Origin of the sequence: Bradyrhizobium sp. SZCCHNRI20481, from assembly GCF_032485055.1 — a bacterium.
In the GTDB taxonomy this organism is placed as follows: Bacteria; Pseudomonadota; Alphaproteobacteria; order Rhizobiales; family Xanthobacteraceae; genus Bradyrhizobium.
In genome coordinates, this window is the sequence record NZ_JAUEUE010000013.1 from 149,905 (window position 1) to 175,892 (window position 25,988).

Sequence of the window (25,988 nt, forward strand, 5' to 3'; positions counted from 1 at the left end):
CCTCCATTGCGAGGAGAAGCGCCGTGATCGAACGTCTGAGCGCCTCGGTGCTGATCGCGGGTGGCGGGCCGTGCGGGCTGATGCTGGCCAACGAGCTTGGCCGCCGCGGCGTGTCCGCAATCCTGGTCGACGAGAAGCCGGGAACGGCCTTCAACCCGCAGGCCAACGCGACGCAGGCGCGGACGATGGAGCATTTCCGCCGGCTCGGCTTCGCCGACGAGGTCCGGCGCGCCGGCCTGCCCGCGGACTACCCGACCGACGTCGCCTATTTCACGCGCTACACGGCGCATGAGCTGGCACGTTTTCAATTGCCGTCCGCAGCACGCGCGACGGAACTGGTGAAGGGTCTGTCCGGCTCATGGAGCGCGGCCGAGCTGCCGCATCGGGTGTCGCAGAAGTTCGTCGAGGCGATCCTGCGCCGGCACGCAGCGCGGCTTGCAGGCATTCAGCTGCACTACGGGCATCGGTTGATCGGCTACGTCGCCGATGACGGCGGCATTGCCGCCGACGTCGAGCGTGTCAGCGACGGTGCGCGCTGCGAGGTCGCGGCTGATTTCCTGATCGGCGCCGACGGTCCGCGCTCCCGGGTGCGACAAACGCTCGGGATCTCCTATGGCGGAACGACGGGAATAGAGCGCGATTTCATGGGCGGCCGCATGCTCGCGGTCTATCTCCGCTCGCCGGAGTTCTACGCCAGCATCCCCCATGCGCGGGCCTGGATGTATGTCTGCTTCAATCGTGACCGTCGCGCCTTCATGGCCGCGGTGAACGGCCGCGACGAGTTTGCCTTCCACACCCAGCTGCGGCCGGGCGAGGACGAACGCGCGATCACTGCCGATGATGCAAGGACAGCGTTCCAGCGCGCCTGCGGTGCGCCCATTCCCTGCGAGGTGCTTTCGCACCTCACCTGGACCGCGGGTCATGCGCTGGTCGCCGAGAGCATGCAGCGCGGCCGGGTCTTCCTTGGCGGTGATGCGGCGCATCTGTTCACGCCGACCGGCGGACTCGGCTACAACACCGCGATCGAGGACGCGGTCAATCTGGGCTGGAAGCTCGCGAGCGTCGTCAAGGGAACGAGTCCCGTCTCGCTGCTCGACAGCTACGAAGCCGAGCGTCGTCCGGTGGCGCTGCGCAACACCGACTACGCGCGCCGATTTGCGGATTCGCTCGGCCTGTTTGCCGCGGTGCCCGAGATCGAGGACGCGACAGCGGCCGGCGACGAGGCTCGGCGCATCGCCAGCGCCCATCTCGATCGGCATGCGCGCGCCGAGTTCAACATCCCCGGCATCACTTTCGGCGGCCGCTACGACGGCTCACCGATCGTCGTCCCCGACGGCACTCGGCCGCCGCCGGATGCGGCCAACGTCTACGTGCCGAGCGCTTGTCCCGGCGGCCGCGCGCCGCATGCCTGGCTGGAGCACGGTATCTCGCTGTACGACCGCTTCGGCTTCGAATGGACGCTGCTGCGTTGTGAGGGCAGCGACCTCGATGAGGATCAACTCCGTGAGGCCATGGGGCCGCTGCGTGCCGACGTCGAGATCGTCACCTTGCCGCGGGCCTTGCGTGATCTCTACGAGGCCGACCTCGCGTTGATCCGTCCCGACCAGATCGTGGCCTGGCGCGGGAGCGCTGCGCAGGCCGGCATGCTTGGCAGCGTGCTGGCTCGGGCACTCGGAGGGGATGCACGCACTCCCTGAGCTCTCGGTCGTGCGGGGCGAAATGGACCCGCGGCGGCGCGCCGCCGATCGGCTTCTACGCCCTCACGATCAGAACCTCTTGGACATCCGGCGCGTCATCGACACCAACGTCATCGGCAGGGTTGAGCTGAGGAGCACGTCGGCGCTGCGCGTTCGGCATTGGGGCGCCGTCTGCCCAAGCATTGCCCGACCTTCGTCCGGCTGCTAGCGTTCTCCCGTGAGGCACGGGCGAACGAAGCGACGATGACCGACGTGATGACCGAATCGGAAAAGGCGCAGCAGATCGTGGCTGCGCTGAGGGCGGCGGAGGCGAGCCCGCCGGAAGCGGCCCTGCAGACGTTGAACGGCCTGATGGGCCTGGTCCGCAGCCCGAGCGCGGAGCAGCCGCTCGAGGTGGAGGAGGCGCGCTCGGCGGCCTTCATGTCGATCTGTGAGGTCGGCAAGGCGCTGCATCGCGGGCAGCCGACGGAGGCGCTGTGGCCGGCGGCGCTGTCGGCCGGCGAGCGCTGGCTGGCGCTCGCCAAGTGAGCAACGACAAGTGAGCAAGGACGAGTGAGCGAGAACCAGCCCGGCGCGGGCCGCATGAGTTGGCGTGCAATGGCGCCAGGCGATCTTGCTGATGTCGATGGGATCGCGGCCCGCGTGCACCCGAACTATCCCGAGGACAGGCGTGTTTTCGCGGAGCGCCTGCGTCTCCACCCCGATGGATGCCGCGTGCTGCTCGCGGCTGGCGCCGGGATCGCCGGCTATGTGCTCAGCCATCCCTGGCAGCTCGGCCGGCCGCCGGCCTTGAACGTGCTGATCGGAAGCATTCCGTCGCCCGCATCGACCTACTACATCCACGATCTCGCCTTGCTGCCCGAGGTCCGCGGCAGCGGCTCGGCGACAGTGATCGTTGAGGAGCTGATCCGACACGCGCGTGCGCTCGGCCTGACGTCGCTGTCGCTGATCGCCGTCAACGGCTCGACGCAATTCTGGGAGAGGCAGGGATTTGCAGTCGACAAGGCAGCCGCCGCCACCGATCCGACCGGCAGCTATGGCGGCGACGCGAACCTGATGATTCTGCGGCTCGCCTGAATTGCACGCGCTTCTTTCGCGGTGGCGGTGCCATGCGAAGCGGCCCGGCGATGGGCCGGGCCACTTGCGGTTCATGACGTGCTCTATTCCGGCATCGACATCGGCCGGCGCCACATGTCGCGCCGCCGGCTGAAGCGGTTGGCGTGCAGCATCCATCCGGTGACAGGCTTGCCGTCGCGGTGACGGCCACCGCTCTCCGCGGCCGCCCAGGCTGCGACGGCGCCGAGCAGCAGCGCGGTGGCAACCGAGAACGCCAGGATGACGGTGCCGGCGCGCGTGCGCGAGATCGCGCTCTTGGCTTGTGCGATCACGCTGTCCACCCGCCGCTCGGCATCGGGAGCAGCGAGACCGGTCGTGCCGCTGACCATCTGCACGAGATAGCCGCGATCCTCCGGGCTGACGCCATTGTGGCTCGATGCCGTGAGCAGGATGCGTCCGGCTTCGCTGCGCGCGGGTGCGAGATCCGGGCTGGGCGCCCGCCGCGGCGCGCGGAACAGATGGTCGAGCTCATAGCTCAGGACCGACGGCTCATTGGCCGTCGCCGGCGCAGCCAGCGGATTGGTCCGTGTCGCCGCGGACGCGCCGAGCACGGCCAGGGTGACGCCGAGCACGACCGCCAGCGCCCAGGCCGCGACGCCATGCAGGCCGTCGCGCTTTTCGATCTCTTCGCTTTCGGCAAGCCCGTGCGGCGCGCGCAGGCGGCCCGCCATGTAGCCGCCGCAGCCGAAGCTGATCAGCGCCTGCAGCACCAGATACAGCCCTGACAGGAGCCAGAGCGCCACCGAGGCGTCGCGCCATGTCGGCGCGGTGGAGCTGACACCGAGGCCGACCGACATGGCAAAGCCGATCAGGATCGAAGAGACCGCAGCGGCGGTGATGGCTCCTGCAACGACCGGCGTCCATTGCAGGGTCCAGCTATCGGCCGTCGCGCTTGCAACGGGTGACGTGACGACCGGCGCGGTTTCCATGGCCATGATGCCGTCTCAGCGCAGGCCGAAGAACGACAGAACGGCCATGATGACCACGATCAACCCCACGAGATAAATCAGTCCGTCCATGATGGTCCTCCTCCGGTTCGACATTGGTCGCCGTATAAGCGACAGCGAGGCGCAATGTTCCGCGCACGGAGCGGCGGAGGAGGAGAGGACGCGCGGCTGCCGGCCTCAGATGGGAGTTGCCGCAACAGCTAACGGATCATGGTGCCGTTGCGCGACGCAATAGGGCAGGGCCAGGGGGCGTGGCGGCCAGAGATGTCGCCGCCAGCCATGTTTCAATCGCAGCCACCTTCCGATCGCAGCCATGTCTCGATCGATGGCGCTGCCCGTTCACCGCGCGAGAGGCTGATGCAATGACCCGCGCTCAATAGCGTCGGTCGTAGCCGCGCTGCCGGGCATAGGCGTAGGTGGGGTTGATACCGCAGCCGGCATCGGTGCCGGAGGCCGCAGCCAGGCACTGGCGATAGGTGGAGAATTGGCAGTTGCCCGGATAGCCCCAGATCCTGCCTTGCAGGCAGTAGCGGTCCTGCGCGGCGGAGGCGGGCGAGATCGCGGCGAAGCCCGCGAGGACGGCGGTGGCAGACAGCGAAGCAAACAGCAGGCGGCGCATGCGTTCATCCTTGCGTTGAAAAGTACCGTTGCAACGCGAGGGTACGCAGGCCCGTTCCTCGCGCGCAGCATTAACTGTTGTGTCGGCGTCGCAGCTTCGCGTTCACCGACGAACGAAAATATCTGCATGTCGGCGCTTGCCCGAGTTGGCCTTTTGAAGATCTGAGGCAGCCCCACCGTCGCGGAGCTCGGCAACGCGCGTCATGGCGTGATGCCGGAACATTCGTCCACCGCCCCGGTTGCCTTTTTCGCCGCTAGTGATGGACCGATCCCATGTTTCGCCGATCCAGGACGTCAGACGCCGCCCATCGCGACTCCCCGAGCGTTTTCGCGAGCAGCCCGCGCTCACCTGGCACCGGCGGGATGCTGGCTCTGCTCGGGTTCGCGTTCCTGATCCACTATTTCGATCAGCGGCCCGAACAGGCCGGGCGCACGGGACGCGCGAGCAGGGTCGACGATGGACACGGCCGGTTGGCGCGTTCGCCCTCGGAGATTCCCGCGCGCAGCTGGAAGGACGTCTTGTTCCGGGTCTACGAGAACGTCACCGAGCACAGGATCGTTGCGCTCGCCGCAGGCATGACATTCTACACCCTGCTGGCGATCTTTCCGGCGCTGGCCGCGCTGGTGGCAATCTACGGCCTGTTTTCCGATCCGGCCAGGATCACCGGACATCTGGAGCAGTTGCAGGGCGTGATGCCGGGCGGCGCCATCGACATCGCGCGCGACCAGTTGACGCGCGTCTCCGCCAACGGCACTCAGGCGCTCGGCATCACTTTCCTGGTCAGCCTCGCGATCTCGCTATGGAGCGCCAATGCCGCGATGAAGTCGCTATTCGATACGCTCAACGTCGTCTATCGCGAGCCGGAGAGGCGTGGCTTCATCAAGCTGAACGCGATTTCGCTGCTGTTCACCGGAGGCGCGATCCTGTTCGCGCTGCTCGCGATCGGAGCCGTCGTCGTGCTCCCGGTGCTGCTGAACTATCTCGGCATGTCCGAGGCCGGCGACCTGGTGTTGCGGATCGGCCGCTGGCCGGTCATCTTCATCTGCGTCGCGCTCGGACTGGCTCTGATCTACCGCTACGGGCCGGACCGCGAGGAGCCCAGATGGCGCTGGATCAGCTGGGGCGGCGCGCTGGCAGCGGTGCTGTGGCTCGCAGGCTCGGCGCTGTTCTCCTGGTATGCGGCCAATTTCGGCAGCTTCAACGCGACCTACGGCTCGCTCGGCGCCGCCATCGGCTTCATGACCTGGATCTGGATCTCCGCCATCGTGATCCTGATCGGCGCCGAGCTCGATGCCGAATTGGAGCATCAGACTCTGCGTGACACCATCACCGGCGCCGCGGGACGTCCGCATCCTGTCGAAGCCGTATTGCATCGATGAGCCGGCGGCCGCGCTCGACGCGGTGAAGATGGAAAACGTCTGGTCGCAGGCGCACATCTCCTGAGGAATGCCTGATCGATGCAGGTTGGGTGGACGGAGCCAGTTGATCATCTATCATTTCAGGATGGCGCCGGGTGATCCGCGCCGCCGTCCGCCCGCTCGTGGCTGTGCGACCATATCGAGGGCGCCAACCAGCATCTCCGGCACCATGACGTCAGCCTGGTCGTCGACGCGGCGATATCTGCTGCACGTTCCAGGTCCGCTCCCGCGGCGGCGATCCGCTGATCGGCGCCTACCGCGATCCCGACCTGACGCGCCCAAGGGCCAACGAGATGGGCTGCGGCAATCTTTCCGACCGGGTGCGCCTGCGAAATGAAATATGACGGGAGCGGCGGTCCGCCCTGTCCGTGCGGATCGCCGGATCCTTCCGCCCGCGATCTCTGGATGCAGCATCGTACGCTTCACCTTTGATGTTGGGGCGCCGCAGCGCAGCTTCCGCGCGGCGTCATTGTATGTCTGACATCATGCCACAACGGTAGAACTACGGAAAAACCGGATTTATCAACGCGCTTTAACGAGAGTGGAACAAGTTGCATCAATCTTTGCGCAGACATGTGCGTCGGTCGCATGGGCAACCGTCACCGTCGCCGATCATCTGAAAACGTACTCATCATCTGGAGGTCACCTTGTTGTTTCGATCGAATAGCCGCTCGGACGCCGAAGCGCAGCTTGCAGCAATCAGTCGTGCGATGGCCGTGATCGAATTCCAGCTCGATGGCACGATCATCACCGCCAACCAGAACTTCCTGAACGCGGTCGGGTATCAGTTGCAGGAAATCCAGGGCGGGAACCACAGCATGTTCGTGGATCCTTCGGAGCGCGACAGTGCCGCCTACCGCGAGTTCTGGGCCGCACTGCGCCAGGGTGAGTTCAAGGCTGCCGAGTTCAAGCGGATCGGCAAGGGCGGTCGCGAAGTCTGGATCGAGGCGTCCTACAATCCCGTCCTCGACAGCGCCGGCAAGCCGGTGAAGGTCGTCAAGTTCGCGACCGACGTCACCGAGAAGAAGCTGCGCAGCATGGCCGACGGCTCCAAGCTTGCCGCCATCGATCGCGCGCAGGCCATGATCGAGTTCAAGCTCGACGGCACCATCGTCAGTGCCAACAAGAATTTCCTCGATGCGCTGGGCTACCGCCTCGACGAGATCCAGGGCAAGCATCACAGCATGTTCGTCGAACCCGCGCTGCGCGACAGCCCGGCCTACCGCGAGTTCTGGGCTGCGCTCAATCGCGGCGAATACCAGGGCGGCGAATACAAGCGCATCGGCAAGGGCGGCAAGGAAGTTTGGATCCTCGCCACCTACAATCCGGTGCTCGATGCGACGGGCAGGCCGATCGGGGTCGTCAAGTTCGCGACCGATGTCACCGCGCAGAAGCTGAAGAACGCCGACCTCGCCGGGCAGATCGAGGCCATCGGCAAGTCCCAGGCGGTGATCGAGTTCAACATGGACGGTACGATCATCACCGCGAACGACAACTTCCTTCGCGCGCTCGGCTACACCCTGGCCGAGATCCAGGGCAAGCATCACAGCATGTTCGTCGAAGCGTCCGAGCGGGAGAGCGCTGCCTATCGCGATTTCTGGACGAGCCTGAACCGCGGCCAGTACCAGTCGGCCGAGTACAAGCGCATCGGCAAGGGCGGCAGGGAAGTCTATATCCAGGCCTCCTACAATCCGATCCTCGACCTCAACGGCAAGCCGTTCAAGGTGGTCAAATATGCGACCGACGTCACCCGGCAGGTCTTCGTTCGCATGGGCAACGAGCGCGTGCGGGCCATGATGGAATCGGTGGCGGCGGGCGCAGAGGAGCTCAACGCGTCCGTGCGCGAGATTTCCGAAGCGATGACGAAGTCGCGCGAGACCGCCATGGGCGCGGTGGACCGTGTCACCGCAGCCGACGCGCAGGCACAGCGGCTCTCCGATGCCGCTCAGTCGATGAGCGGCATCGTCGAGATGATCCACAACATCACCGGCCAGATCAATCTGCTGGCGCTGAATGCCACCATCGAGTCCGCCAGGGCCGGCGAAGCGGGCAGGGGCTTTGCCGTCGTTGCATCCGAGGTCAAGAACCTCGCCACCCAGGCGAAGACCGCCACCGACAAGATCGCGACCGAGATCGACAGTCTCAACAATATCTCCGGGGGCGTCGTCACGTCTCTCGGCTCGATCAAGCAGGCGATCCAGAACGTCAGCGAGTATGTGACGTCGACGGCCGCCGCCGTCGAGGAGCAGAGCACCGTCACGAGCGAGATGTCGTCCAGCATGGCGCGTGCCGCTGCAGAAGCTCAGGCTCTGGCCGAGCGCGCCGCGGCTTGAGGCTGGATCGAAAAGCGCCGACGCGCGGCGGCCTGCCGACCCAGGCCGCCGCGCGGTTGCAGGCGATGCCGCCGCCCGACGCGTCATGCGCCTGTCGCCCCTTTGCCGAATTCCACCACTCTCACCGGGGCGATCCGTGGCCGATATCCTCGCATTTCCCGCTCGGGCCTCGTTGCGGATCGTCGGCGCGAAGGCAGAACGGCTGCGCGAGGCGGTGGCAACCCGCGAGGTCGGACGGCTGCGGTGCGAATTGGAGCTTTGGCGAAGCGCGGTCGACAATCTGGACCGGTGCATCAGGTCGGATCCGGCCCTCGCATCGCTTGCGGCCGAGTGCGACAAGATCCGTGACCTGATCTCCGTCACCGCGGGCAAGCTTGATACATTGCCGTAGAACCGGCCGTCCCAGGAGTCGCGAGGAGTCGTGGTCAGGTCGGGATCGGCTGCTCCGGGCAGTTCGTCAGGCGAGCCGGCGTGCCCACGGCGGTGCAGCCGGCCGGCACATCGGTGGTGACGACGGCACCGGCGCCGATCTTGGCGAAGTCGCCGACCGCGACGTCGCCCAGCACGGTCGCGCCCGAGGAGAGTAGCACGCCGCGGCCGATCCGCGGGGCGCGGCCGGGCAGCGCGTCGCGTCGTCCGATCGTAACGTTCTGCAGAATGGTGACGTCGTGGCCGATGCTGCTGTGGGCGCCAATGACGATGCCGGTGGCATGATCGAGAAACACTGCGGTCCCGAGCCGCGCCGAGGGATGGATGCTCACCTGCAGGGATGTTGACGAGTCCGCCTGCAGCAGTAGCGCCAGGTCGGGTTGCCCGTTGCTCCAGAGCCAGTGCGCGACGCGATGCGCCTGCAGTGCGACGTAGCCTTTGTAGTTCAGCAGCGGCGGCAGCAGCGCCGTCGTCGCTGGATCCTGCGTCGCGATCGCGCCGAGGTCGCGACCCGCCGCCTCGACGAGCTCAGGCGCGGCGGCATACGCCTCGCGCGCGACCGCGGCAAATCGGGCGCGCGCGGCATCGCCGCTGCCGAGGCGGATGCCGATCTGCTGCGCGACGGCACTGCCGAGATCAGAATGGTCGAGGATTGCAGCCGACAAGGCGCGGCTGAACACGGGATCGGCCGCGGCGATGCGCCGGGCCTCGTGCTGGATCGACGGCCAGAGCTCGGGACTGGATGGGTGCGTGTCGGCCATGGCAAAGCCTGCTCGATAACAGGTGACGGCGGCAATATAGCCTGACCTGCGCGTTGCAGAAACCTGGACGACGCCTCGCGGGCGTTGTCATCCGATGTGGCCGGCGACAATCCCTGCCGAAGGTCGCAGCCCGTTCAGTTCTGCGCCGTCCGCGCCGCCGCGGCGGCGACGCCCGCACCGATCAGAAGGGTGCCGCCCGCCTTGTTGAAAATGCTGATCATCTTCGCGCTCCCTACGAGCGCGCGGGCGCGCGAGGCGATCAGCGCATAGCCGACGGCGTTGGCGAAGGCGAGCACGACGAAAGTCGATTCGAACACGACCATCTGCGTGAGGAAGCTGCCGTTCGGACTGAGGAACTGCGGCAAGAACGCGACGAAGAAGGTGATGCTCTTCGGGTTCAGCGCCGTGACGATCCAGGCGTGACCGAGCATCTTCAGCGCCGAGGTCCTGTCGGTCCGCGGCACGGCGTTCAGCGCGCCGCCAGCCTGCCACAGCTTGATCCCGAGCCAGACGAGATAGGCCGCGCCGATCCATTTCAGCACGGTGAACAGCAGCGCCGAGGTCGCCAGCAACGCACCGACGCCCAGCATGGACAAGGTCATGGCGGTGAAGTCGCCCAGCGCGACGCCGATTGCCGTCGGCAGCGCGGTTCGCCACCCCTGGCCCAGCGCATAGGAGACCACCAGCAGAACCGTCGGCCCAGGGATCACCAGGAGGATGATGGACGTTCCCGCAAATGCGAACCAAGTCTCGATCGTCATGCTGATCGTCTCTCGCGAGGAGATATGCGACGTTGGTATATCGAGGCGGATCGGGCCGCAATGATCTTTGTTACGAGACCCGCTTCGCAGTTCTCCTCGACGATCACAATCCGTCTGCCAACGCAAGACGTGTCATGGACGATCTTCGGTCGCTGCGGCGCTCCAAAAAACGCTTTCGCTTTTCCAGAAAATGTGCTCTACTGCGTCCATCCTGCTTCGCCACGAGGGGCGTATCGCGATCGTCACGACACGTGAGGCGGGGAGGCGATGGCCGCTTGTCTGCCGCAGCGTGCTTGCACGCGGACGAACGGCAGCTGGCGGACGTGAAGTCGTGTGGTCCTGGCGCCGCGACGCTGGCGCTAAGCTTTCGGGCGATGATTCCGAGGGCGACGGTGGCTAAAGAGCCGTACACCGGGGAGAGCACGATATAATCGTGAAGACCATCGCGCGGGGAATGCCGGGATGTCTCGGCTGAACCTGTGGTTCCTGCCGCCTGCATTTTTTTCGCAGGCGGGCCATGGGGGCGGCCAGCTCCCGGCATTCCCTGCGCCCTCGTGTTTCGCGAGGGCTCATCGATCCCATCAGCCCGGGCGCGCTGCGTCGCGGGATCTCGCCGATGCGCGCCAGAAGGCTCAGCCTGCGCGCGCGAGGCAGAACGAGCGGGAGGACGCCCCATGAGCCGACGAGCGACCTTCCCAGTGGCCGTTTGCCCAGCGCCCGGGTGCTCGCGCCGCAGCCGGATTTGATCTACACGGGGGCGTTTATGATGGACCATTCATGACGTCTCGCGCGCACCGGCGCGGGAGACAATCCGGAGTTGCATATGTCGCCCAGCCAAGCATCGCCCCTGACCCTCGTTGCGGAAGCGGCCGAGATCCTGACCTCGCTCGGCGTTGCGCCGGAGCGGCTGCGCGGTGGGACGCGCGCCGCGCGTTCGCCCGTGACCGGCGAGGTGTTGGCCCATGTGCACGACGACACCAGGGCGGATGCGACCGCGGTGATCGCGCGCGCCCATGCCGCGTTCTTGCAGTGGCGCCTCGTGCCCGCGCCGAAGCGTGGCGAGCTGGTGCGGCTGTTGGGCGAGGAGCTGCGCGCCCACAAGGCTGCGCTCGGTCGCCTGGTCTCGATCGAGGCCGGCAAGATCGTCTCCGAGGGGCTCGGCGAGGTCCAGGAGATGATCGACATCTGCGACTTCGCCGTCGGCCTGTCGCGCCAGCTCTATGGGCTGACCATCGCGACCGAGCGCGCCGAGCATCGCATGATGGAGACCTGGCATCCCCTCGGCGTCACCGGCGTGATCTCCGCCTTCAACTTCCCGGTGGCGGTGTGGGCCTGGAACGCGGCGATTGCGCTGGTGTGCGGCAACAGCGTCGTCTGGAAGCCGTCGGAGAAGACGCCGCTGACCGCGCTCGCGACCGACGCGCTGCTGGCGCGCGCGCTGCAACGTTATCGCCGCGAGGGCGGTGAGGCGCCGGAGGGGCTTGCCGGCCTGCTGCTCGGCGGCCGCACGGTCGGCGAGATGCTGGTCGACGATGCCAGGGTGCCGCTGGTGTCGGCGACCGGCTCAACCGCCATGGGCCGCGTCGTCGGCGCCTGCCTTGCCGGCCGCTTTGCCCGCGCCATCCTCGAGCTCGGCGGCAACAATGCCGCGATCGTCACGCCCACGGCCGACCTCGATCTCACCCTGCGCGCCGTGGCGTTCGCGGCGATGGGTACCGCGGGCCAGCGCTGCACCAGCCTGCGCCGCCTGTTCGTGCATGCCGACGTCTACGCCCAGCTCGTGCCACGGCTGAAGCAGGCCTACGCTTCGGTGGCGATCGGCAATCCGCTGGAGCAGGGCACCCTGATCGGCCCGCTGATCGATCGCGGCGCCTACGACGCCATGCAGGACGCGCTGAGCGCCGCGCGCGATCACGGTGGCCGCGTGTTCGGCGGCGAGCGTGTCGCCGTCGGCGGCTTCGAGCAGGCCTATTACGTCCGGCCGGCGCTGGTCGAGATCGAAGCGCAATCAGGCCCGGTCGAGCGCGAGACCTTTGCGCCAATCCTCTACGTGATGCCGTATCGTGATCTCGATGCCGCGATCGAGCTGCACAACGCCGTGCCGCAGGGCCTGTCGTCGTCGATCTTCACCAATGATCTGCGCGAGGCCGAATTGTTCGTGTCCTCGCGCGGCTCCGATTGCGGCATCGCCAACGTCAATATCGGTCCCTCGGGCGCCGAGATCGGCGGCGCGTTCGGCGGCGAGAAGGAGACCGGCGGCGGCCGCGAGTCCGGCTCGGATTCATGGAAGGCCTATATGCGCCGGGCCACCAACACCGTGAACTACGGCCGCAGCCTGCCACTGGCGCAGGGCGTCAAGTTCGACGTCGGCTGATCGATGCGATGGGCCTTCCTCATCGGCGGAACCGCTTCGATGGGTCGTGCGTTGCGCGCTGAGAAGGAGATGCACCATGGCAACGAAGAAGAAGGCCTCGACCGCAAAGTCAGCGCGCGGACGCAAGCAGGATCGCGCCCGCGTCGCGGGTGGACAGGACTACGAAGTCCGCTACGAAGCCAAGAAAAGCGGCCGCTCGGCGTCCGCGGTGAAGAAGGTCGGCAACAGCCGCAAGAAAGTCGAGCGCAAACTTACGCGCCAGTGACGTCAATGTTGCTTCGGCCGCTCCGGCGGCCGAAGCGATCCCCTCGCCCAGCGGAGCGCCTTGGGCGAGTGCAGCGGATCGGGCCCATCGCAGGTCGGGCAAGTAAGCTCGCGGCGCCCGCCCTTGCCCTCGCGCACCGCGAGCGCGCGACCGCAGGTCGGGCATGGCTTGCGCAGCAGCCACGGGACCGGATGATTCGGCATGATGGCGTCTCCCGCTGGAGGCCTCAGGCTAGGGCATCTTGGGGTAGCTGCGGAATCACTTATTTGAATCGCGGCGGATCTTCCGGCTCTCCGTGCCGTGAACAATCAGGGCAGGTGTCGCCGGTCGCGGCCAGGACGTCCTCGATCGCCGCGACCGCTTCCGAGCTACACAAGCCGCGTGGCGGATCGTCGCGTGCGATGCGAAGCGCAAGAGCCAGCGCATGCGGATCGCCGCGCTCGCGCATCCAGCCGTGCTGTTCGCATTCGACGATCGCGCCGGCCTCGCGCAGGGTGGCGACCGCCCAGCGCTCGAGACGCTGGCTCTTGGAATGGTGTGTGACGGCAGTCTGCATCGGCCATTCTCTCCCGCCGGGAGAATCCATGAATCGGCTGGCGTTTCCAGGCCCGGCCTGCAGGGCAGGGATTCCAAAATGGTGGGGCTGGCTTGCCGCGGATTGTTCGGCGGTCCGGCTTGAGATTGCCGCGGGCTGGGGCCATCCTTGACGGAGTACGCGTGAAACGGATGCAGACCGGAATGCAGATCAAGGCCAACGAGGATTTGCTGCTCATCATCGATGTGCAGAACGATTTTTGCCCCGGCGGCGCGCTCGCCGTGGCCGACGGCGATGCCGTGGTGCCGGTGATCAACCGGCTGAGCGGGATGTTCGATCACATCGTCCTGACCCAGGACTGGCACCCGGCGGGACACAGCTCGTTCGCCTCGAGCCACCCGGGCAAGGCGCCGTTCGAGAGCGTCACGATGCCCTACGGACCGCAGACCTTGTGGCCGGATCACTGCATCCAAGGCACGCCGGGCGCGGCCTTCCATGCCGATCTTGCGACCGACAAGGCGCAGCTCATCATCCGCAAGGGTTTTCGTGCCACGATCGATTCCTACTCGGCGTTCTTCGAGAACGACAAGACCACGCCCACCGGCCTCGCCGGCTATCTGCGCGAGCGCGGCCTGAAGCGGGTTTTTCTCGTCGGTCTCGCCACCGATTTCTGCGTGCACTATTCGGCGGTCGATGCGCGGCGGCTCGGCTTCGCGGCCATCGTCGTCGACAACGCCTGCCGGGGCATTGACCTCGGCGGCTCGATGGCGGCGGCCAAGGCGCAAGGCGCGGAGGCCGGGGTCGAGCGGATCGCCGAGCTGGCGTGATGACAATGGACTACGCCGCCGCGCCGATGGTCGGCTCGGCGATGGCGCCGGCGACGCGAACACGGACGCGCAGCGCGTTGCCGGGGAGGTAGGCGATGGGCATGTCCTCGACGTCGACCGTCTTGAGCGTATCGGGGGCGGCGCCGGCTTGCACGGCGCGTGCCTCGGCGATGCCGCGCGCGGCGGCGATGGCCTCGTCGCGGGTCAGGTCGCGGAAGACCTGGTCGGCCTCGCCGGAGACCTGGGCGATGGCGGCGCCGACCGCATTGGCGCAGTCGCCATGGTCGACGCGGACGATGTTGGAGATGCCGGCGAGGCGCTCCGGCACCAGGAAGGCACCGCCGCCGACCGCGAGCAGCGGCACGTCGCCGGCCTCGGTCTTCATGCGGTCGATGTCGCCCTCGAGCTTGCGGTGGGCGTCGGCGAGCGCGGCGTCGATCAGGCTTTTCGGCAGATGCGCGACGCGCGATCTGTCGCCGATGTCGATCAGCCCCGCCGCGACCGCGATGTCGGTCGCGGTCAGACGGTCGCCGCCAAATACCAGCGCGTCGGATGTCAGCCGGTATCCGACGCTGAGCGGGCCGACGCGGACCGGATCCTGCTCGACATGGCTGCCACCACCGAGCCCGATCGAGAGCAAATCGGGCATGCGAAACAGCGTGCGGACGCCGCCGACCTCGACGACGGCGTTGGCCTCGCGCGGAAAACCGTGGTGCAGCTGGCCGATGTCGCTGGTGGTGCCGCCGACGTCGACCACCATGGCGTCGTCGAGGCCGGAGAGATACGCGGCACCACGCATCGAGTTGGTGGCGCCGGAGGCGAAGCTCATGACCGGGAAGGCGGTCGCGATCTCCGCCTGCATCACGGTGCCGTCGTTCTGCGTCAGGAACAGCGGCGCATCGATGCCGGACTCCGCGATCGCCTTGCGGAAGGCGGCGACCGTCGTGACCGCGAGGTCGTGGAGCGCGGCATTGAGCAGGGCGGCGTTCTCGCGCTCCAGCAGTCCGATGCGGCCGAGGTCGTGCGACAGGGTGACGGCGACCTCGGGGCAGATCTCGGCGAGGATCTCGCGCGCAGTGTTTTCGCAGCTCGGGTCGAGCGGCGAGAACGACGAGGCGACCGCGACCGCGCGCAGGCCCTTGGCCTTGATCGCGTGCGCGGCGGCCCTTAGTCCGGCCGTGTCGAGCGGCATGAAGGGGCGGCCATCATAATCGTGGCCGCCTTCGAGCATGAAGGTCTCGGCGCTGACCAGCGCGGCGAGATCGGCCGGCCAGTCGCAGAACGGCGGCAGCGAGGCGGAGGCGGGCATCCCGATTCGGATGGCGCCGATCCTCTGCAGGTGCCGCCGCTGCACCACCGCATTGATGAAGTGCGTGGTGCCGATCACGACCGCGTCGACCGGCACGGCCGCCGCGGGATTTTCTCGCAGCGCCTTGAGCGCGGCGAGAATGCCGGAGGTGACGTCGGCGGTGGTTGCGCTCTTGACGGAGTGGACGACCTCGTCGTCGGCAATCAGGACGGCGTCGGTGTTGGTGCCACCGACGTCAATGCCAATCCGCTTCATTCTCAGGGAGCTCCAGGGGTCGCAAACAGCGACCGGAAATCGAGGTCATAGCCGAAGGCGCGTGGGCCGACGAATTCGAGCCCGCGCGGGCTGGTCAGCACGGCCGGTGCGGGCAGCGCGATCACGGTGACGCGCTGGCCGTAGCGCACCGTCTCGGTGCCGATGCCGTGGCCGTTGACGCTGTCGAGCACGCAGATCAGGTCCGGCGCCATCGCGATGGCTTCGCCATCGCGCCAAGCCACGATCCATTCGTTCTGGAACGACAGCTTGAGCCGGGTGCCGCGATCGTCGTCGCTGCCTTCCACGACGGCGCTGCCGCGCAGAAATCCTTCGGTGGTGCGGCGCTCGACGTCGACGATCTTGCCATTGAACAGCCGCTGGCCGCCCTCGCAATCGAGGATCGCCGCGATCGGATCGTGGTGGCTCCTGTTGGCGGCCTCGACCGCGCGGCCGATCGCGATGGCCTTGGTGGTGGTGAAATGGATGCCCCAGTCCTTGACCTCGCGGCCCGTGCGCGGCGCCTTGCTGGTCGAGGCGATCGAGCCCATCTCGACGCAGATCTTGCGGCTGGCGCGCTCCATCCACTTCCAGCTCGGCACCTTGGTCACGACGGCCTCGATGCCGCGCGGATCGTAGAGCGTGCAGGGATAGGGCTTGAGGTCGCCGATCGCGACCGACGTCATCTGCGCCTCAGGAAAGGCGCGGCCCATGCAGTCGGCGTCGACCACGGGGATGTTCAGATGCGCCGCCGCCATCAGCGCCTGCATGCCGTTGCCGCCGCCGATCTCGACCGACATCACGGCGCGAAATGTGATGCCGTTGATCTCCTCCTGCATGCGCACCGCACGCGCGATGCTGCGGCTGTCGGCCAGCCGTTCCTGCCCGACCAAGGGGGCGCCCATGTTGGAGACAACGGCGACCCAGTCGTCGTCTGCGAGGTCGAGCGGCGACATCATCTGCACGCGATGTCCTTCCGCATAGAGCCGGCGCAGGTTGAGCAGGCCGAGATAGGGACTGCCGCCACCGCCGGTGCCGAGGATCCAGGCGCCGACCGCGAGCGCCTCGATGTCGTCGATGCTGATCGTCTTCATGACGGCTGCGCTCACGGCACGAGCTCTTCGACGCTGCTCTGTGACTGCAGCGCACGGTACTGCTGCGGGAATAAGAATCTAACGTTCACAATATCAATCCTCGAGAATGACGAGATCGGCCGGACGCCAGTCGAGCGTGACCGTTTGACCGGGCGCGTGGAGCGGACCAGCTCCGGAATTCGGCTGTTGCGCCAGCACGTGCTGTCCGCTCTCCAGGGCGATGCGGTACAGCACCGCGCCGCCGAGGAAATTGGTGCTCTCGACGGTGCCGCGCACGGACATGCCCGTCCGCTTGGCATCGGCCACCTCGGCTGGCGACACCGATATCTTCTCCGGCCGCAGCGCGACCGACAGAACCTCGCCCTCGGCTGCTGCGACCGTGTCCGCCAGGGCCAGCACCAGACCGTTGCCGACGGCTATGCCGACGCCATTGTCCAAGGTCACGCGCTGGCCGCGAAAAATGTTGGTGTCGCCGATGAAATCCGCGACGAAACGCGTTCGCGGCTGATCGTAGATCTCGACCGGGGTACCGATCTGCTCGATGCGGCCGGCGTTCATGACCGCGATACGGTCCGACATTGCCAGCGCCTCTTCCTGGTCGTGGGTGACGAACACGAGGGTGAGGCCGAGCGTCTTCTGCAGCTGCTTGAGTTCGAACTGCATCTGCTGGCGCAGTTTCTTGTCGAGCGCGCCGAGCGGCTCGTCGCAGAGCAGCACGCGCGGCGAGATGACGATGGCGCGGGCGAGCGCGACGCGCTGCTGCTGTCCGCCGGACAGTTGCGCCGGCCTGCGGTTCTCCAGGCCTCCGAGTTCAACCATCGCCAGCGCTGCCTTCACCTTCGCGGCAATCGTCGCCTTGTCGATCTTGCGCATGCGCAGGCCGAAGGCGACGTTCTCGGCCACGGTCCGGTGCGGAAACAGGGCGTAGTTCTGGAACACCATCGCCATGTCGCGCTTGTGCGCCGGCACATGGGTGATGTCGGCGCCGTCGAGGCGGATCTCGCCGGCGCTTGGGCTGTCGAAGCCGGCGATCATGCGCAGGGTGGTGGTCTTGCCGCAGCCGGACGGGCCGAGCAGCGAAAAGAACTCGCCAGGCCTGATGTTCACGGCAACCGCATCGAGTGCGCGTACGCCGCCGTCATAGATCTTGCTGACCGCGGCGATCTCGATGGCAGCGCTCATGCGCGGAAGATCCGGTTGACCCGGCTGTCGATCTCGTCTTTTCGTGCATTGTACCACTTCCAGTCGACCTGGATCAGCTTGCTGACCTTCTCCGGCGTCGTCAGCAGCTTGGCGTCATACTTGGCGTCGAGCTTGACCTTCTTGTTGGCCGGCGAATACCACACCGTCTCGGCGAGGCGCTTTTGGACCTCGGGGCGCAGCATGTAGTTGATATAGGCGTTGGCGAGCTCCTTCACCTTGCTGCCGGGCGTGATGCTCAGCACTTGCTCGAGCGACAGCACGCCCTCGTTCGGCGTGACGAAGTCGACCGGCTGGTTCTGACCGTCGTAACGATAGATGCCGGAATCATGCAGGATGCCGAGGCCGACCTCACCGGACAGGATCAGCTTCTCCATCGCGCCGGTGAAGTCGACCAGCTTGATCGGCTTCAGCTTCTCCAGCGCTCCATAGGCGGCGTCGAGGTCGGTCTGGCCCTTGCCATACAGCGCGCCGCACATCATCACGAACGCCTGTCCCAGGCTATTGGCTGGGATCACATAGCCGCCGCGCGCGCCATTGAATTTCGCATCCCAGTAGTCTTTCCACGACGTGACGCTCCCATAGCCCTTGTCGGTGCGCATGCCGAGACCGATGGCGCTGGTGAAGATGCAGACGCCGACGATCTTGTCGCTGACGGCGTAAGGGTAGACGTCGGCAACGTTCGGAACCAGCTTGGGGTCGACCTTGGGCTCGACGAGACCCATCTCCACGGCCGCCCACTGCTCGTTGGAGTTGGTGTGCAGCACGTCGTAGACCGGGGCCGAGCGTGAGCTCGCCTGCAGTTTTGGCAGGAACGGCAGCGCGGTGTCGGTCTTGAGCTTGCACTTGAACTCGCTCTCGAAGGCCGGGCCGATCTCGGCCTTCATCACGTCACCCCATTTGCCACCCCAGCCGGTGACGTTGAGAACGGGCTCATCCGCACGCGCGACATAGGGAGCAGCGACAACGCCGGCGCCGAGCGACGCAGCCGCGGTCAGCAGGCGGCGGCGGCTCAGAGGAAAACGACGCGATGAGGCGGTCATGTCCGGGATCTCCCTTAGAGTTTGACGTAGGAGCGAAGACCTACGGTGCGGTCGAGCGCGATGACGACGATGAAGGCGAGCAGGATCGAGACCACCGAGGCCGCGCCGATGGTGCCGTCGAGATCGAACTTCAGATAGTTGAACAGCGTGATCGGCAAGGTCTCGCTACCCGGCGCGACCAGGAACAGCGACACCGGAAACTGGTCGAACGAGACGATGAAAGCAAAGATCGCGCCTGCCAGAACGCCGGGCTTCACCAGCGGCAGAGTGATCTCGAAGAAGGCCCGGGTGGGGCTGGCGCCGAGATTTTGCGCGGCTTCCTCCAGCCTGACATCGAAATTATGCAACACCGCGAGCGTGGTGCGCACGACGTAGGGAATCGTCACGAGCGTATGGCCCGCGACGAGGCCCCACAAGGGACGCCCGACATCGAGCAGCACGTAGGACTGGAACAATGCAAGACCGGTCAGGATCGCGGGCAGCATCAGCGGCGACAGCATGGTCGCCACGATCAGCCGAGAGCCTGGCAGGTTGCCGCGGGCGATCGCCAGCGCGGCCGACGCGCCAAGCACCGTGGCCGCGACCGTGGTCATGGCCGCAACTTCGATGCTGAAGAGCAGCGCGTGCATGAAGTCGCGCGAGGCGAAGAACTTCTCGAACCAGCGCAAGGAGACGCCGACCGGCGGAAACTGGATGAAAGGCGTGGGGTTCAGCGCGAACACGATCACGATCGCGATCGGCGTCAGCAGGAAGGCGAGGATGCCGGTATTGGCGGTGAGATAGAGCCTGCGACCCCACCGGAGCGGCCGCGTCTTGCTGCGAAGGGCAGGTGTGGCCGCCAGATCGATCGGCGCAGCAAGCGGCGGCCGCGATCCTGGAGCAAGGCTCGTCATATTGGCCCTCATTGCAGCTCGCGCTGGCCCGAAACGAGGCCGAGCACGTGATTATACGCGACAACGAGCGAGAGCGAAATGATGAGCAGCACCATGCCGAGCGCAGCCGCGAATCCGACGTTGAAGTTCGCGGAGATCTGCTGGTAGATCAGGATCGGCAGGGTCATGATCTGGAAGCCGCCGAGCAGCATCGGCGTGACGTAGGCGCTGATCGCGAGCGCGAAGACGAGCAGCGAACCGGCGAGGATGCCGGGCAGGCTGAGCGGCAGGGTGATTTCGAGAAAAGCGCGCCACGGGCTGGCGCCGAGATTCTCCGCCGCCTGCTCCAGCCGCTCGTCGATGCGGCCGATCACGCCAGTCAGCGTCAGCACCATGAAAGGCACATAGATGTGGACGAGGCCGATGATGATGCCGGTCTCATTGTACATCAGCTGCAACGGCCTGGTGATCAGCCCGAGCGCGGTCAGGATCTGGTTGATGACACCCTTGTCGGACAGCAGCGTCATCCAGGCGAAGGTGCGCACCACGATGCCGGTCAGCATCGGCGCCAGCACGGCCATCAGCAGCAGCGCATGGCCGGTGCGGCTCTTGATCCGCGCCATCCAATGCGCGAGCGGGTAGCCGATCACGAGCGCGGCCAGGGTCGTCCAGAGGCCGATCCGGATCGTGGTCCAGATCACCTCGAGATAGTAGCCGTCATCGCCCATGCGGGCATAGTGTTTGGCGGTGAGGGCGACGTTCGGCATGACCACGGGGTTGCCGGTCAGGACGCTCATCAGCGCCATCAATCCGATCGGCAGGAAGAAGAACAGCGCGAACAGCAACGCGCTCGGCAGGATCAACAGCGCCATGCTGTTGACGCGCGGCGCGCTGCTGCTCGTCATCAGGAGGCCAGTCCGGCCAGTTGCTCGATGGTCTGGCCGAGCGGATCGCCGGTCATGCGCCGCAGCTTGGCGGCCATTGCGCCGAGCTCGCGGCGGACGTTGGCGCGCTCGATCTCGGTGGTCGCCTGCACCGAATAGGAGACGGCGATGCCGATCAGCTCACCGCTCTCGCCGCTCGCCAGCGCAAAGCCCTGCGAGCCGACGCCCTCGATGGCCTCGTCGGCGGCGTCCGAGATGCCGGTCCGGCGGATCTCGTTCAGCCGCGCCATCAGCTCGGTGAAGTTCTGCGGCGAGTTGGCCGGGACCTTCGGGTAGTCGAGCGGCACGCGCGCCCGGATCTCCTGGTCTGACAGACGCGCCAGCATGGCGCGGCCATTCGAGGTGATGATTGCCGGCGTGCGCTGGCCGGGCGGGTTGACGACGCGCAGCGGATTGGAGCCGGGCACGATCCGCAGCACCACCTGCTGATAGCCGTCGAGCACGGCGATGTAGCCGGTGTGGCCAGTGCGCGCGCAGACATCGCGCAGTTCGCCCTCGGCGGTGGCGATCAGGTCGTCATGGGCACGGTGAAGCCGCCCGAGCTCGAAGGTCAGCAGGCCCGGGCGGTAGCGTCGGCTATGCGGGTCCTGCTCGAGCAGGCCGCAATCGCGCAGCGAGCGGAGCAGACGTGAGGTCGAGCTTTTCGGCTTGCCGGTCAGGACCTGGACGTCGGCAAAGGAGAGGTCGGGTCGCGCGGTCGAAAAGCAGCGCAGGATGTCGATGGCGTTGGTCAGGGCGCTCATGATGATACCGTTTGTTCCATTTTTTGGAACATAGTCTCAAATTCTAGAAGCGGCAGGGCGACTGTCGCAAGGCGAAATTACTGGCAAGGAGGTGCCCGAATGCGCGTCAGGGTGGTGGTCGGGGCGCCGGGCGCTGAAGGAGCATGCTCGGCCTCACTGCGCCACGGCGGACCTGATGCGACCGACGGCGGCGTCGACGCCCGTCCAGGCCGGCTTGTCCGGGGCAAATTGCTGACGGAGATAGGCGACGAGTTCGGCGAGCTGGACGTCGCTGAGATGCTCCTTGAACGCCGGCATGTAGCCGAGGTCGGACGAGGCCGGCTTCATGATCCCGTGCAGGATCACCTGGATCAGATTGTCGGGTGTGGCGCTGTGCAGGTTGCTGTTCAGCGCCAGCGAAGGCCGGCTGCCGAACAATGGCAGGCCGCCGACCTCGTGACAGACCGCGCAGGCGCCGAGATAGAGCCGTGCCGCCGGAGACGGCGTCGAGGTCACCTTGGTGCGCGCTTCCAACTCCGCGGCCATCGCCTCCAGCTTCGCTGCCGCGGGCGAGGGCGTCTGGAACGAGGCGAGATAGATCGCCATAGCCCGAATGTCGGCATCGGGCAGCGTCGCGAGATCCTTGACGATCGGTGCCATCGGACCGGCGGCCACGCCATGGAAGCGCGACTGACCGGAGCGGAGATAAGTGTAGAGCTCGTCCTCGGTCCACGGGATCGGGGCACTCGAGAGCGAGGTCAGCGCTGGGGCTTCCCAGCCATCGGCGAAGCCGCCAGCGAGATATGCGTTGCGTTGCTCGGCGCCGAGCGCGTTGCGCGGCGAGTGACAGGCGCTGCAATGGCCGAGGCTTTCGACGAGATAGAAGCCGCGATTCCACTGCTCTGATCGTGTTGGATCACGCCTGAACGGCTGCGTGTCGTGAAACAGTGCATTCCACCCGGCGACCAGCGGCCGCAGGTTGAACGGGAAGCGCAGCGCGTTGTCCGGCGCCTGCTGTCGGACCGGTGCCTGTGCCATCAGGTAGGCGTACAGCGCCTGCAGGTCGGCATCATCGGTTCGTGCGAAATGCGTGTAGGGGAACGCCGGATAGAGCTGCCGGCCGTCGCGATGCACGCCCTCGCGCATCGCGCGCTCGAAGGCGGGATAGGACCAGGCGCCGATCCCGGTCTCGACGTCGGGCGTGATGTTGGTGCTGAACAGGGTGCCGAACGGCGTCTCCAGCGCACGGCCGCCGGCATTGATCAGGCCGCCGTCCGAGGTGTGGCAGACCGCGCAATTGCCGAGCGCCGCGAGCGCCTCCCCGCGCGCGATCGTCGCAGCGGAATAGACCGAGGGATCGGGGCGGGTGATCGGCGCGATGGCGCGCCAGGGCAGCACGGCTGCCGCGACGCTGATGGCCGCGGCGCAGGCCGCGACGGCGCTGGCGATGAGGCCGCCGCGCTTCGCGAACGGCTTGAGCCATGTCGCCGTGGGCCTTTCGGGTGCAGGAAGAGACTGTGGCTTCGCAGGGTCGACCTGCTCGCCGCGCAGTCCTTTCAGGATGCGCTCCGGCGTGAATGGCGGCTCGCGGAAGCGGACGCCGGTGGCGTCGTAGATCGCATTGGCGATCGCGGCGGCGCTTGGCACGGACGCGGACTCGCCGACGCCGAGCGGCGGCTGATCCGGTCGCGGCAGCATCAGCACGTCGATCTCAGGCACGTCGGGGAAGGTGATGATCGGATAGGCGCCCCATTCCCGTGCCGCGACCTTGCCGCGCGTGAAGGGAATCTCCTCCATCAGCGCCCGGCTGGTGGATTGGATGACGTTGCCTTCGATCTGGTGGCGTACCCCGTCCGGATTGATCATCAGGCCGGAGTCCTGGCCTGCGATCACCCGCGTGACGCTGACATCGCCGGTCGTCGTATTCACGGCGACATCGGCGATCCAGGCCGACCATGCCGCGCCGTAGCCGGGAAACTTGCTGTGGACGTAGAGCGCGTAGGCGAAGCCGCGGCCATGGACGACGCCGTTCTCGGGCGTCTTCTCTTCCCGCACGGGGCGCGGCGTCCAGCCGGCGCGTTCGGCCACGGCGTTCACGAGATCACGCGCGCGCTCGTCTTTCAGATAGCGCAGCCGGTATTCGATCGGGTCGACGCCGGCCTCCGCAGCGAGCTCGTCGATATAGGACTCGTGCGCGAAGGTATTGGGCAGCGCCGAGACGCCGCGGATCCAGGAGGCGCGCACGATCGGCGGCATGTCATGCGCTGTGATGCGCATATGGTCGTAATCATAAGGCGGAATCGCGGTGCGGTCGCCCATCTCGAACACGGCGGGCTCCGGCGCGATGCGGCCGGTGAGCAGCAAGGCCAGCGTCGGCGCGCCGTTCGAGGGATAGCGCGTGGCGAATTCATAGGCCGCAACCGAACCGTCGGCATTGAGGCCGCCATTGACGTCCATCAGCTGCGCGGTGCCTTTGGGCTCCCACAGATGCTCCTGCTCGCGCGTCAGCTGCACGCGCACCGGGCGGCCGACCGCACGCGACAGCAGCAGCGCATCGGCCGTGACATCGTCGGCGCAGTTGCGGCCATAGCAGCCGGCGGCCTCCAGCCGGACCAGCTCGATGTGATCCTCTGGACACTCGATCAGCCTGGCGAGATCGCCGCGCAGGATGTGCGGATTCTGCGTGCCGGAATAAATGCGGATCTGCCCGTCGCGATAGTCGGCGACAGCGCAGGACGGACCGATCGAGCCGTGCATCTGATAAGGCCAGAGATAAGTCCGCCGCATCGGCTTGGCGGCGCCGGCGATGGCGGCATCGACATTGCCCTTGTCGAGCAGCCGTCGCGGCTCGGACGGATTGGCCCGCAGCGCGTTCTCGACATCGTCGAGATCGCGCAAGGTCGGCACCGGCTTCCAATTCACCTCGAGGCGCTCGGCGGCCAGGATCGCGTTCTCCTCGCGCTCGGCGACGACGCCGATGAAGTCGCCGATGACGACGACGTCGATCAGGCCCGGGACGCCGCGCACCGAGTCTCTGTCGACGTCAAGCAGGCTGGTGCCGATGAACGGTCCGGCATCGACGCCGGCATAGGGTGGGCGCACGACGCGGCCGTGCAGCATGCCGGGCACGCGCACGTCATGTACGTAGATGAGCTCGCCGGTCGCCTTCGCCGGCAGATCGACGCGCGGCACCGAGCGGCCGACGACCTGATAGTCGTTCACCGACTTGACGATGATATCGTCGGCGAGCGCGAGGCTGATCGTCTCATCGCCGATCAGTTCGCCATAGCTGAGGACGCGGTTGTTGGGCCCGCGGATCAGCCCGTCCTCGACCGTCAAATCCTGAACGTCGAGGCCGAGCTGCGTGGCCGCTCGCGCCAAGAGGAAGGCGCGCGCCTGCGCCGCCGCCTTGCGCAGGGGTACGGCGGTGATCTGAATTGTCTCGCTGGCGATGGTCGCGCCCTGGTTCGGCACGACCGCGGTGTCGCCGAGCACGACCACGACGCGGGCGAAGGAGACGTCGAGCTCTTCTGCAACGATCTGTCCCAGCGCGGTGCGGATGCCGGTGCCGAGATCGACATGGCCGTTGAAGGCCGAGACCTCGCCTGCCGCCGTGATCCGGATGAAGGTTTCGAACCGGCCATTGTTGCCGGCCATGGGACGCTCGACGACCAGCCAGCCGCGAGGCATGTCTTCGTCCTTGGTGAGGCGATCGTTCATCAGTCCAGCGCCTCGAGCGTGTGGCCGGCCGCCCGCATCGCCGCGCGGAGGATCTCGACATGGGCGCCGCAGCGGCAGAGATTGTAGCGCAGCGCCTGCTTGATCTCGTCGCGTGACGGATCGGGCTTGATCGCCAGCAGTGCCTTGGTCGTCATGATCATGCCGTTGAGACAATAGCCGCATTGCGCAGCCTGCTCGGCGATGAAGGCCTGTTGCACCGGATCGGGCGCCTCGCGCGAGCCCAGCCCTTCCAGCGTGGTGACATCGCGGCCGATGCAGCCTTCCACCGGAATGACGCAGGAGCGGGCGGCGCGGCCGTCGATCAGCACGGTGCAGGCGCCGCATTCACCCAGGCCGCAGCCGTATTTCGGACCGTTCAGGGCGAGGTCGTTGCGCAGCACATGAAGCAGGGGCGTGCCGGGCGCGGCGGCGACGTCGTGCGCCCGTCCGTTCACGGTCAGCCGAATCGTTGCTGGCGTCATGCCCTTCTGTCGTCCGCTATGCTATCGTCAACGAGGATGCGATGGCGATCGCTCCGAGCGTATCGTTTGTGTACTAACATGCAAGTGCCACGTTTTGCGCTGCAGCGTATGCACGATTTGTCGTCATTGTGCAGGGCAAACTGATCGTTTATCCGGCAATCGTGCTTTTCGTTCGCGGTGGCGCTTGACAGCCGGCGGAGGGGCGCGACATCATTCGTGTACGAACGAATTGCCGCGGCGTGTGGACGTTTGCCGCCAGCTCCGCTTC

The 25,988-nt window shown here is 66.7% G+C and carries 24 protein-coding genes; 9 read left to right on the forward strand and 15 right to left on the reverse strand.

The window, feature by feature from the left end; translation table 11 throughout:
* Positions 1-23: 23 nt before the first annotated feature.
* The 3 genes from QX132_RS21965 (at position 24) to QX132_RS21975 (ending at position 2,774) form a co-directional block, all read left to right on the forward strand.
* Complete coding sequence (locus QX132_RS21965) at positions 24-1,697, forward strand: FAD-dependent oxidoreductase (protein WP_316162877.1); 1,674 nt, start codon at positions 24-26, stop codon at positions 1,695-1,697.
* A gap of 255 nt (positions 1,698-1,952) precedes the next feature.
* Positions 1,953-2,225, forward strand: a complete 273-nt coding sequence (locus QX132_RS21970; RefSeq protein ID WP_315740183.1) for a hypothetical protein — start codon at positions 1,953-1,955, stop codon at positions 2,223-2,225.
* Between the two features lie 54 nt (positions 2,226-2,279).
* Positions 2,280-2,774 carry a GNAT family N-acetyltransferase gene (locus QX132_RS21975; protein ID WP_316162878.1) on the forward strand — a complete coding sequence of 165 codons (495 nt, stop codon included), beginning with the start codon at positions 2,280-2,282 and terminating at the stop codon, positions 2,772-2,774.
* A gap of 83 nt (positions 2,775-2,857) precedes the next feature.
* Here QX132_RS21975 and QX132_RS21980 read toward each other — a convergent pair whose 3' ends face one another.
* Positions 2,858-3,748: a hypothetical protein gene (locus QX132_RS21980; protein WP_315776198.1), complete on the reverse strand. Its 891-nt coding sequence runs from the start codon at positions 3,746-3,748 to the stop codon at positions 2,858-2,860.
* A 385-nt stretch (positions 3,749-4,133) separates the two neighbouring features.
* The gene (locus tag QX132_RS21985; RefSeq protein ID WP_315773929.1) at positions 4,134-4,379 is read right to left on the reverse strand and encodes a DUF3551 domain-containing protein; all 246 of its coding nucleotides are present in this window, start codon (positions 4,377-4,379) and stop codon (positions 4,134-4,136) included.
* Between the two features lie 362 nt (positions 4,380-4,741).
* Between QX132_RS21985 and QX132_RS21990 the strand changes: the two genes are divergently transcribed.
* The 3 genes from QX132_RS21990 (at position 4,742) to QX132_RS22000 (ending at position 8,521) form a co-directional block, all read left to right on the forward strand.
* The gene (locus QX132_RS21990) at positions 4,742-5,758 is read left to right on the forward strand and encodes a YihY/virulence factor BrkB family protein (RefSeq protein WP_315740174.1); all 1,017 of its coding nucleotides are present in this window, start codon (positions 4,742-4,744) and stop codon (positions 5,756-5,758) included.
* Between the two features lie 749 nt (positions 5,759-6,507).
* Positions 6,508-8,130 (forward strand): PAS domain-containing methyl-accepting chemotaxis protein, encoded by a 1,623-nt coding sequence (locus tag QX132_RS21995; RefSeq protein WP_316162879.1) that lies wholly within the window; start codon positions 6,508-6,510, stop codon positions 8,128-8,130.
* Between the two features lie 136 nt (positions 8,131-8,266).
* The gene (locus QX132_RS22000; protein WP_316162880.1) at positions 8,267-8,521 is read left to right on the forward strand and encodes a hypothetical protein; all 255 of its coding nucleotides are present in this window, start codon (positions 8,267-8,269) and stop codon (positions 8,519-8,521) included.
* 34 nt (positions 8,522-8,555) lie between these two features.
* Here the strand turns inward: QX132_RS22000 and QX132_RS22005 are convergent, their stop codons facing one another.
* Together QX132_RS22005 and QX132_RS22010 are read right to left on the reverse strand one after the other, a co-directional pair.
* Positions 8,556-9,320 carry a serine O-acetyltransferase gene (locus QX132_RS22005; protein WP_316162881.1) on the reverse strand — a complete coding sequence of 255 codons (765 nt, stop codon included), beginning with the start codon at positions 9,318-9,320 and terminating at the stop codon, positions 8,556-8,558.
* A 134-nt stretch (positions 9,321-9,454) separates the two neighbouring features.
* Complete coding sequence (locus tag QX132_RS22010) at positions 9,455-10,081, reverse strand: LysE family translocator (protein WP_316162882.1); 627 nt, start codon at positions 10,079-10,081, stop codon at positions 9,455-9,457.
* Positions 10,082-10,904: 823 nt separating this feature from the next.
* On the opposite strand from QX132_RS22010, the gene QX132_RS22015 reads away from it, so the two are divergent.
* Both QX132_RS22015 and QX132_RS22020 read left to right on the forward strand, forming a co-directional pair.
* A complete protein-coding gene (locus tag QX132_RS22015; protein ID WP_316162883.1) occupies positions 10,905-12,455 on the forward strand; it encodes an aldehyde dehydrogenase family protein in 1,551 nt (516 codons plus the stop codon).
* Positions 12,456-12,531: 76 nt separating this feature from the next.
* Positions 12,532-12,720 carry a DUF3606 domain-containing protein gene (locus QX132_RS22020; RefSeq protein ID WP_316162884.1) on the forward strand — a complete coding sequence of 63 codons (189 nt, stop codon included), beginning with the start codon at positions 12,532-12,534 and terminating at the stop codon, positions 12,718-12,720.
* A 2-nt stretch (positions 12,721-12,722) separates the two neighbouring features.
* On the opposite strand, the gene QX132_RS22025 is transcribed toward QX132_RS22020, so the two are convergent.
* Complete coding sequence (locus QX132_RS22025) at positions 12,723-12,923, reverse strand: hypothetical protein (RefSeq protein WP_315740927.1); 201 nt, start codon at positions 12,921-12,923, stop codon at positions 12,723-12,725.
* A gap of 59 nt (positions 12,924-12,982) precedes the next feature.
* Positions 12,983-13,276 carry a hypothetical protein gene (locus tag QX132_RS22030; RefSeq protein ID WP_315782478.1) on the reverse strand — a complete coding sequence of 98 codons (294 nt, stop codon included), beginning with the start codon at positions 13,274-13,276 and terminating at the stop codon, positions 12,983-12,985.
* 170 nt (positions 13,277-13,446) lie between these two features.
* Here QX132_RS22030 and pncA point away from each other — a divergent pair, with 170 nt between their 5' ends.
* Positions 13,447-14,082 (forward strand): bifunctional nicotinamidase/pyrazinamidase, encoded by a 636-nt coding sequence (gene pncA, locus QX132_RS22035; protein WP_315776269.1) that lies wholly within the window; start codon positions 13,447-13,449, stop codon positions 14,080-14,082.
* Between the two features lie 10 nt (positions 14,083-14,092).
* Here the strand turns inward: pncA and QX132_RS22040 are convergent, their stop codons facing one another.
* The 9 genes from QX132_RS22040 to QX132_RS22080 all read right to left on the reverse strand — a co-directional run bounded on the left by QX132_RS22040 (position 14,093) and on the right by QX132_RS22080 (position 25,720).
* Positions 14,093-15,646 carry a hydantoinase/oxoprolinase family protein gene (locus QX132_RS22040; RefSeq protein WP_316162885.1) on the reverse strand — a complete coding sequence of 518 codons (1,554 nt, stop codon included), beginning with the start codon at positions 15,644-15,646 and terminating at the stop codon, positions 14,093-14,095.
* Positions 15,647-15,648: 2 nt separating this feature from the next.
* Positions 15,649-16,752: a DUF917 domain-containing protein gene (locus QX132_RS22045; RefSeq protein WP_316162886.1), complete on the reverse strand. Its 1,104-nt coding sequence runs from the start codon at positions 16,750-16,752 to the stop codon at positions 15,649-15,651.
* A gap of 78 nt (positions 16,753-16,830) precedes the next feature.
* On the reverse strand, positions 16,831-17,919 hold the full coding sequence (locus QX132_RS22050; protein WP_315774187.1) for an ABC transporter ATP-binding protein: 1,089 nt from the start codon (positions 17,917-17,919) through the stop codon (positions 16,831-16,833).
* A complete protein-coding gene (locus tag QX132_RS22055) occupies positions 17,916-18,980 on the reverse strand; it encodes an extracellular solute-binding protein (protein WP_315782482.1) in 1,065 nt (354 codons plus the stop codon). Before QX132_RS22055 ends, QX132_RS22050 begins: the two co-directional genes overlap by 4 nt.
* 14 nt (positions 18,981-18,994) lie before the next feature.
* Positions 18,995-19,873: an ABC transporter permease gene (locus QX132_RS22060; protein WP_315776213.1), complete on the reverse strand. Its 879-nt coding sequence runs from the start codon at positions 19,871-19,873 to the stop codon at positions 18,995-18,997.
* Between the two features lie 8 nt (positions 19,874-19,881).
* Positions 19,882-20,757, reverse strand: a complete 876-nt coding sequence (locus tag QX132_RS22065; protein ID WP_316162887.1) for an ABC transporter permease — start codon at positions 20,755-20,757, stop codon at positions 19,882-19,884.
* The gene (locus tag QX132_RS22070; protein ID WP_315740919.1) at positions 20,757-21,539 is read right to left on the reverse strand and encodes an IclR family transcriptional regulator; all 783 of its coding nucleotides are present in this window, start codon (positions 21,537-21,539) and stop codon (positions 20,757-20,759) included. Before QX132_RS22070 ends, QX132_RS22065 begins: the two co-directional genes overlap by 1 nt.
* A 153-nt stretch (positions 21,540-21,692) precedes the next feature.
* A complete protein-coding gene (locus tag QX132_RS22075) occupies positions 21,693-25,238 on the reverse strand; it encodes a molybdopterin cofactor-binding domain-containing protein (RefSeq protein ID WP_410052878.1) in 3,546 nt (1,181 codons plus the stop codon).
* The gene (locus QX132_RS22080; protein ID WP_316162888.1) at positions 25,238-25,720 is read right to left on the reverse strand and encodes a (2Fe-2S)-binding protein; all 483 of its coding nucleotides are present in this window, start codon (positions 25,718-25,720) and stop codon (positions 25,238-25,240) included. The genes QX132_RS22075 and QX132_RS22080 overlap by 1 nt, the downstream gene beginning before the upstream one ends.
* Between the last annotated feature and the right edge of the window lie 268 nt (positions 25,721-25,988).

Bases quoted from the DNA above. Each gene is read 5' to 3' on its own strand.
- QX132_RS21970 (WP_315740183.1), top strand. From the start codon at position 1,953: ATGACCGAATCGGAAAAGGCGCAGCAGATCGTGGCTGCGCTGAGGGCG.
- QX132_RS21975 (WP_316162878.1), top strand. From the start codon at position 2,280: ATGAGTTGGCGTGCAATGGCGCCAGGCGATCTTGCTGATGTCGATGGG.
- QX132_RS21980 (WP_315776198.1), bottom strand. From the start codon at position 3,748: ATGGCCATGGAAACCGCGCCGGTCGTCACGTCACCCGTTGCAAGCGCG.
- QX132_RS21985 (WP_315773929.1), bottom strand. From the start codon at position 4,379: ATGCGCCGCCTGCTGTTTGCTTCGCTGTCTGCCACCGCCGTCCTCGCG.
- QX132_RS21990 (WP_315740174.1), top strand. From the start codon at position 4,742: ATGCTGGCTCTGCTCGGGTTCGCGTTCCTGATCCACTATTTCGATCAG.
- QX132_RS21995 (WP_316162879.1), top strand. From the start codon at position 6,508: ATGGCCGTGATCGAATTCCAGCTCGATGGCACGATCATCACCGCCAAC.
- QX132_RS22005 (WP_316162881.1), bottom strand. From the start codon at position 9,320: ATGGCCGACACGCACCCATCCAGTCCCGAGCTCTGGCCGTCGATCCAG.
- QX132_RS22010 (WP_316162882.1), bottom strand. From the start codon at position 10,081: ATGACGATCGAGACTTGGTTCGCATTTGCGGGAACGTCCATCATCCTC.
- QX132_RS22015 (WP_316162883.1), top strand. From the start codon at position 10,905: ATGTCGCCCAGCCAAGCATCGCCCCTGACCCTCGTTGCGGAAGCGGCC.
- QX132_RS22020 (WP_316162884.1), top strand. From the start codon at position 12,532: ATGGCAACGAAGAAGAAGGCCTCGACCGCAAAGTCAGCGCGCGGACGC.
- QX132_RS22025 (WP_315740927.1), bottom strand. From the start codon at position 12,923: ATGCCGAATCATCCGGTCCCGTGGCTGCTGCGCAAGCCATGCCCGACC.
- QX132_RS22030 (WP_315782478.1), bottom strand. From the start codon at position 13,276: ATGCAGACTGCCGTCACACACCATTCCAAGAGCCAGCGTCTCGAGCGC.
- pncA (WP_315776269.1), top strand. From the start codon at position 13,447: ATGCAGACCGGAATGCAGATCAAGGCCAACGAGGATTTGCTGCTCATC.
- QX132_RS22040 (WP_316162885.1), bottom strand. From the start codon at position 15,646: ATGAAGCGGATTGGCATTGACGTCGGTGGCACCAACACCGACGCCGTC.
- QX132_RS22050 (WP_315774187.1), bottom strand. From the start codon at position 17,919: ATGAGCGCTGCCATCGAGATCGCCGCGGTCAGCAAGATCTATGACGGC.
- QX132_RS22055 (WP_315782482.1), bottom strand. From the start codon at position 18,980: ATGACCGCCTCATCGCGTCGTTTTCCTCTGAGCCGCCGCCGCCTGCTG.
- QX132_RS22060 (WP_315776213.1), bottom strand. From the start codon at position 19,873: ATGACGAGCCTTGCTCCAGGATCGCGGCCGCCGCTTGCTGCGCCGATC.
- QX132_RS22065 (WP_316162887.1), bottom strand. From the start codon at position 20,757: ATGACGAGCAGCAGCGCGCCGCGCGTCAACAGCATGGCGCTGTTGATC.
- QX132_RS22070 (WP_315740919.1), bottom strand. From the start codon at position 21,539: ATGAGCGCCCTGACCAACGCCATCGACATCCTGCGCTGCTTTTCGACC.
- QX132_RS22075 (WP_410052878.1), bottom strand. From the start codon at position 25,238: ATGAACGATCGCCTCACCAAGGACGAAGACATGCCTCGCGGCTGGCTG.
- QX132_RS22080 (WP_316162888.1), bottom strand. From the start codon at position 25,720: ATGACGCCAGCAACGATTCGGCTGACCGTGAACGGACGGGCGCACGAC.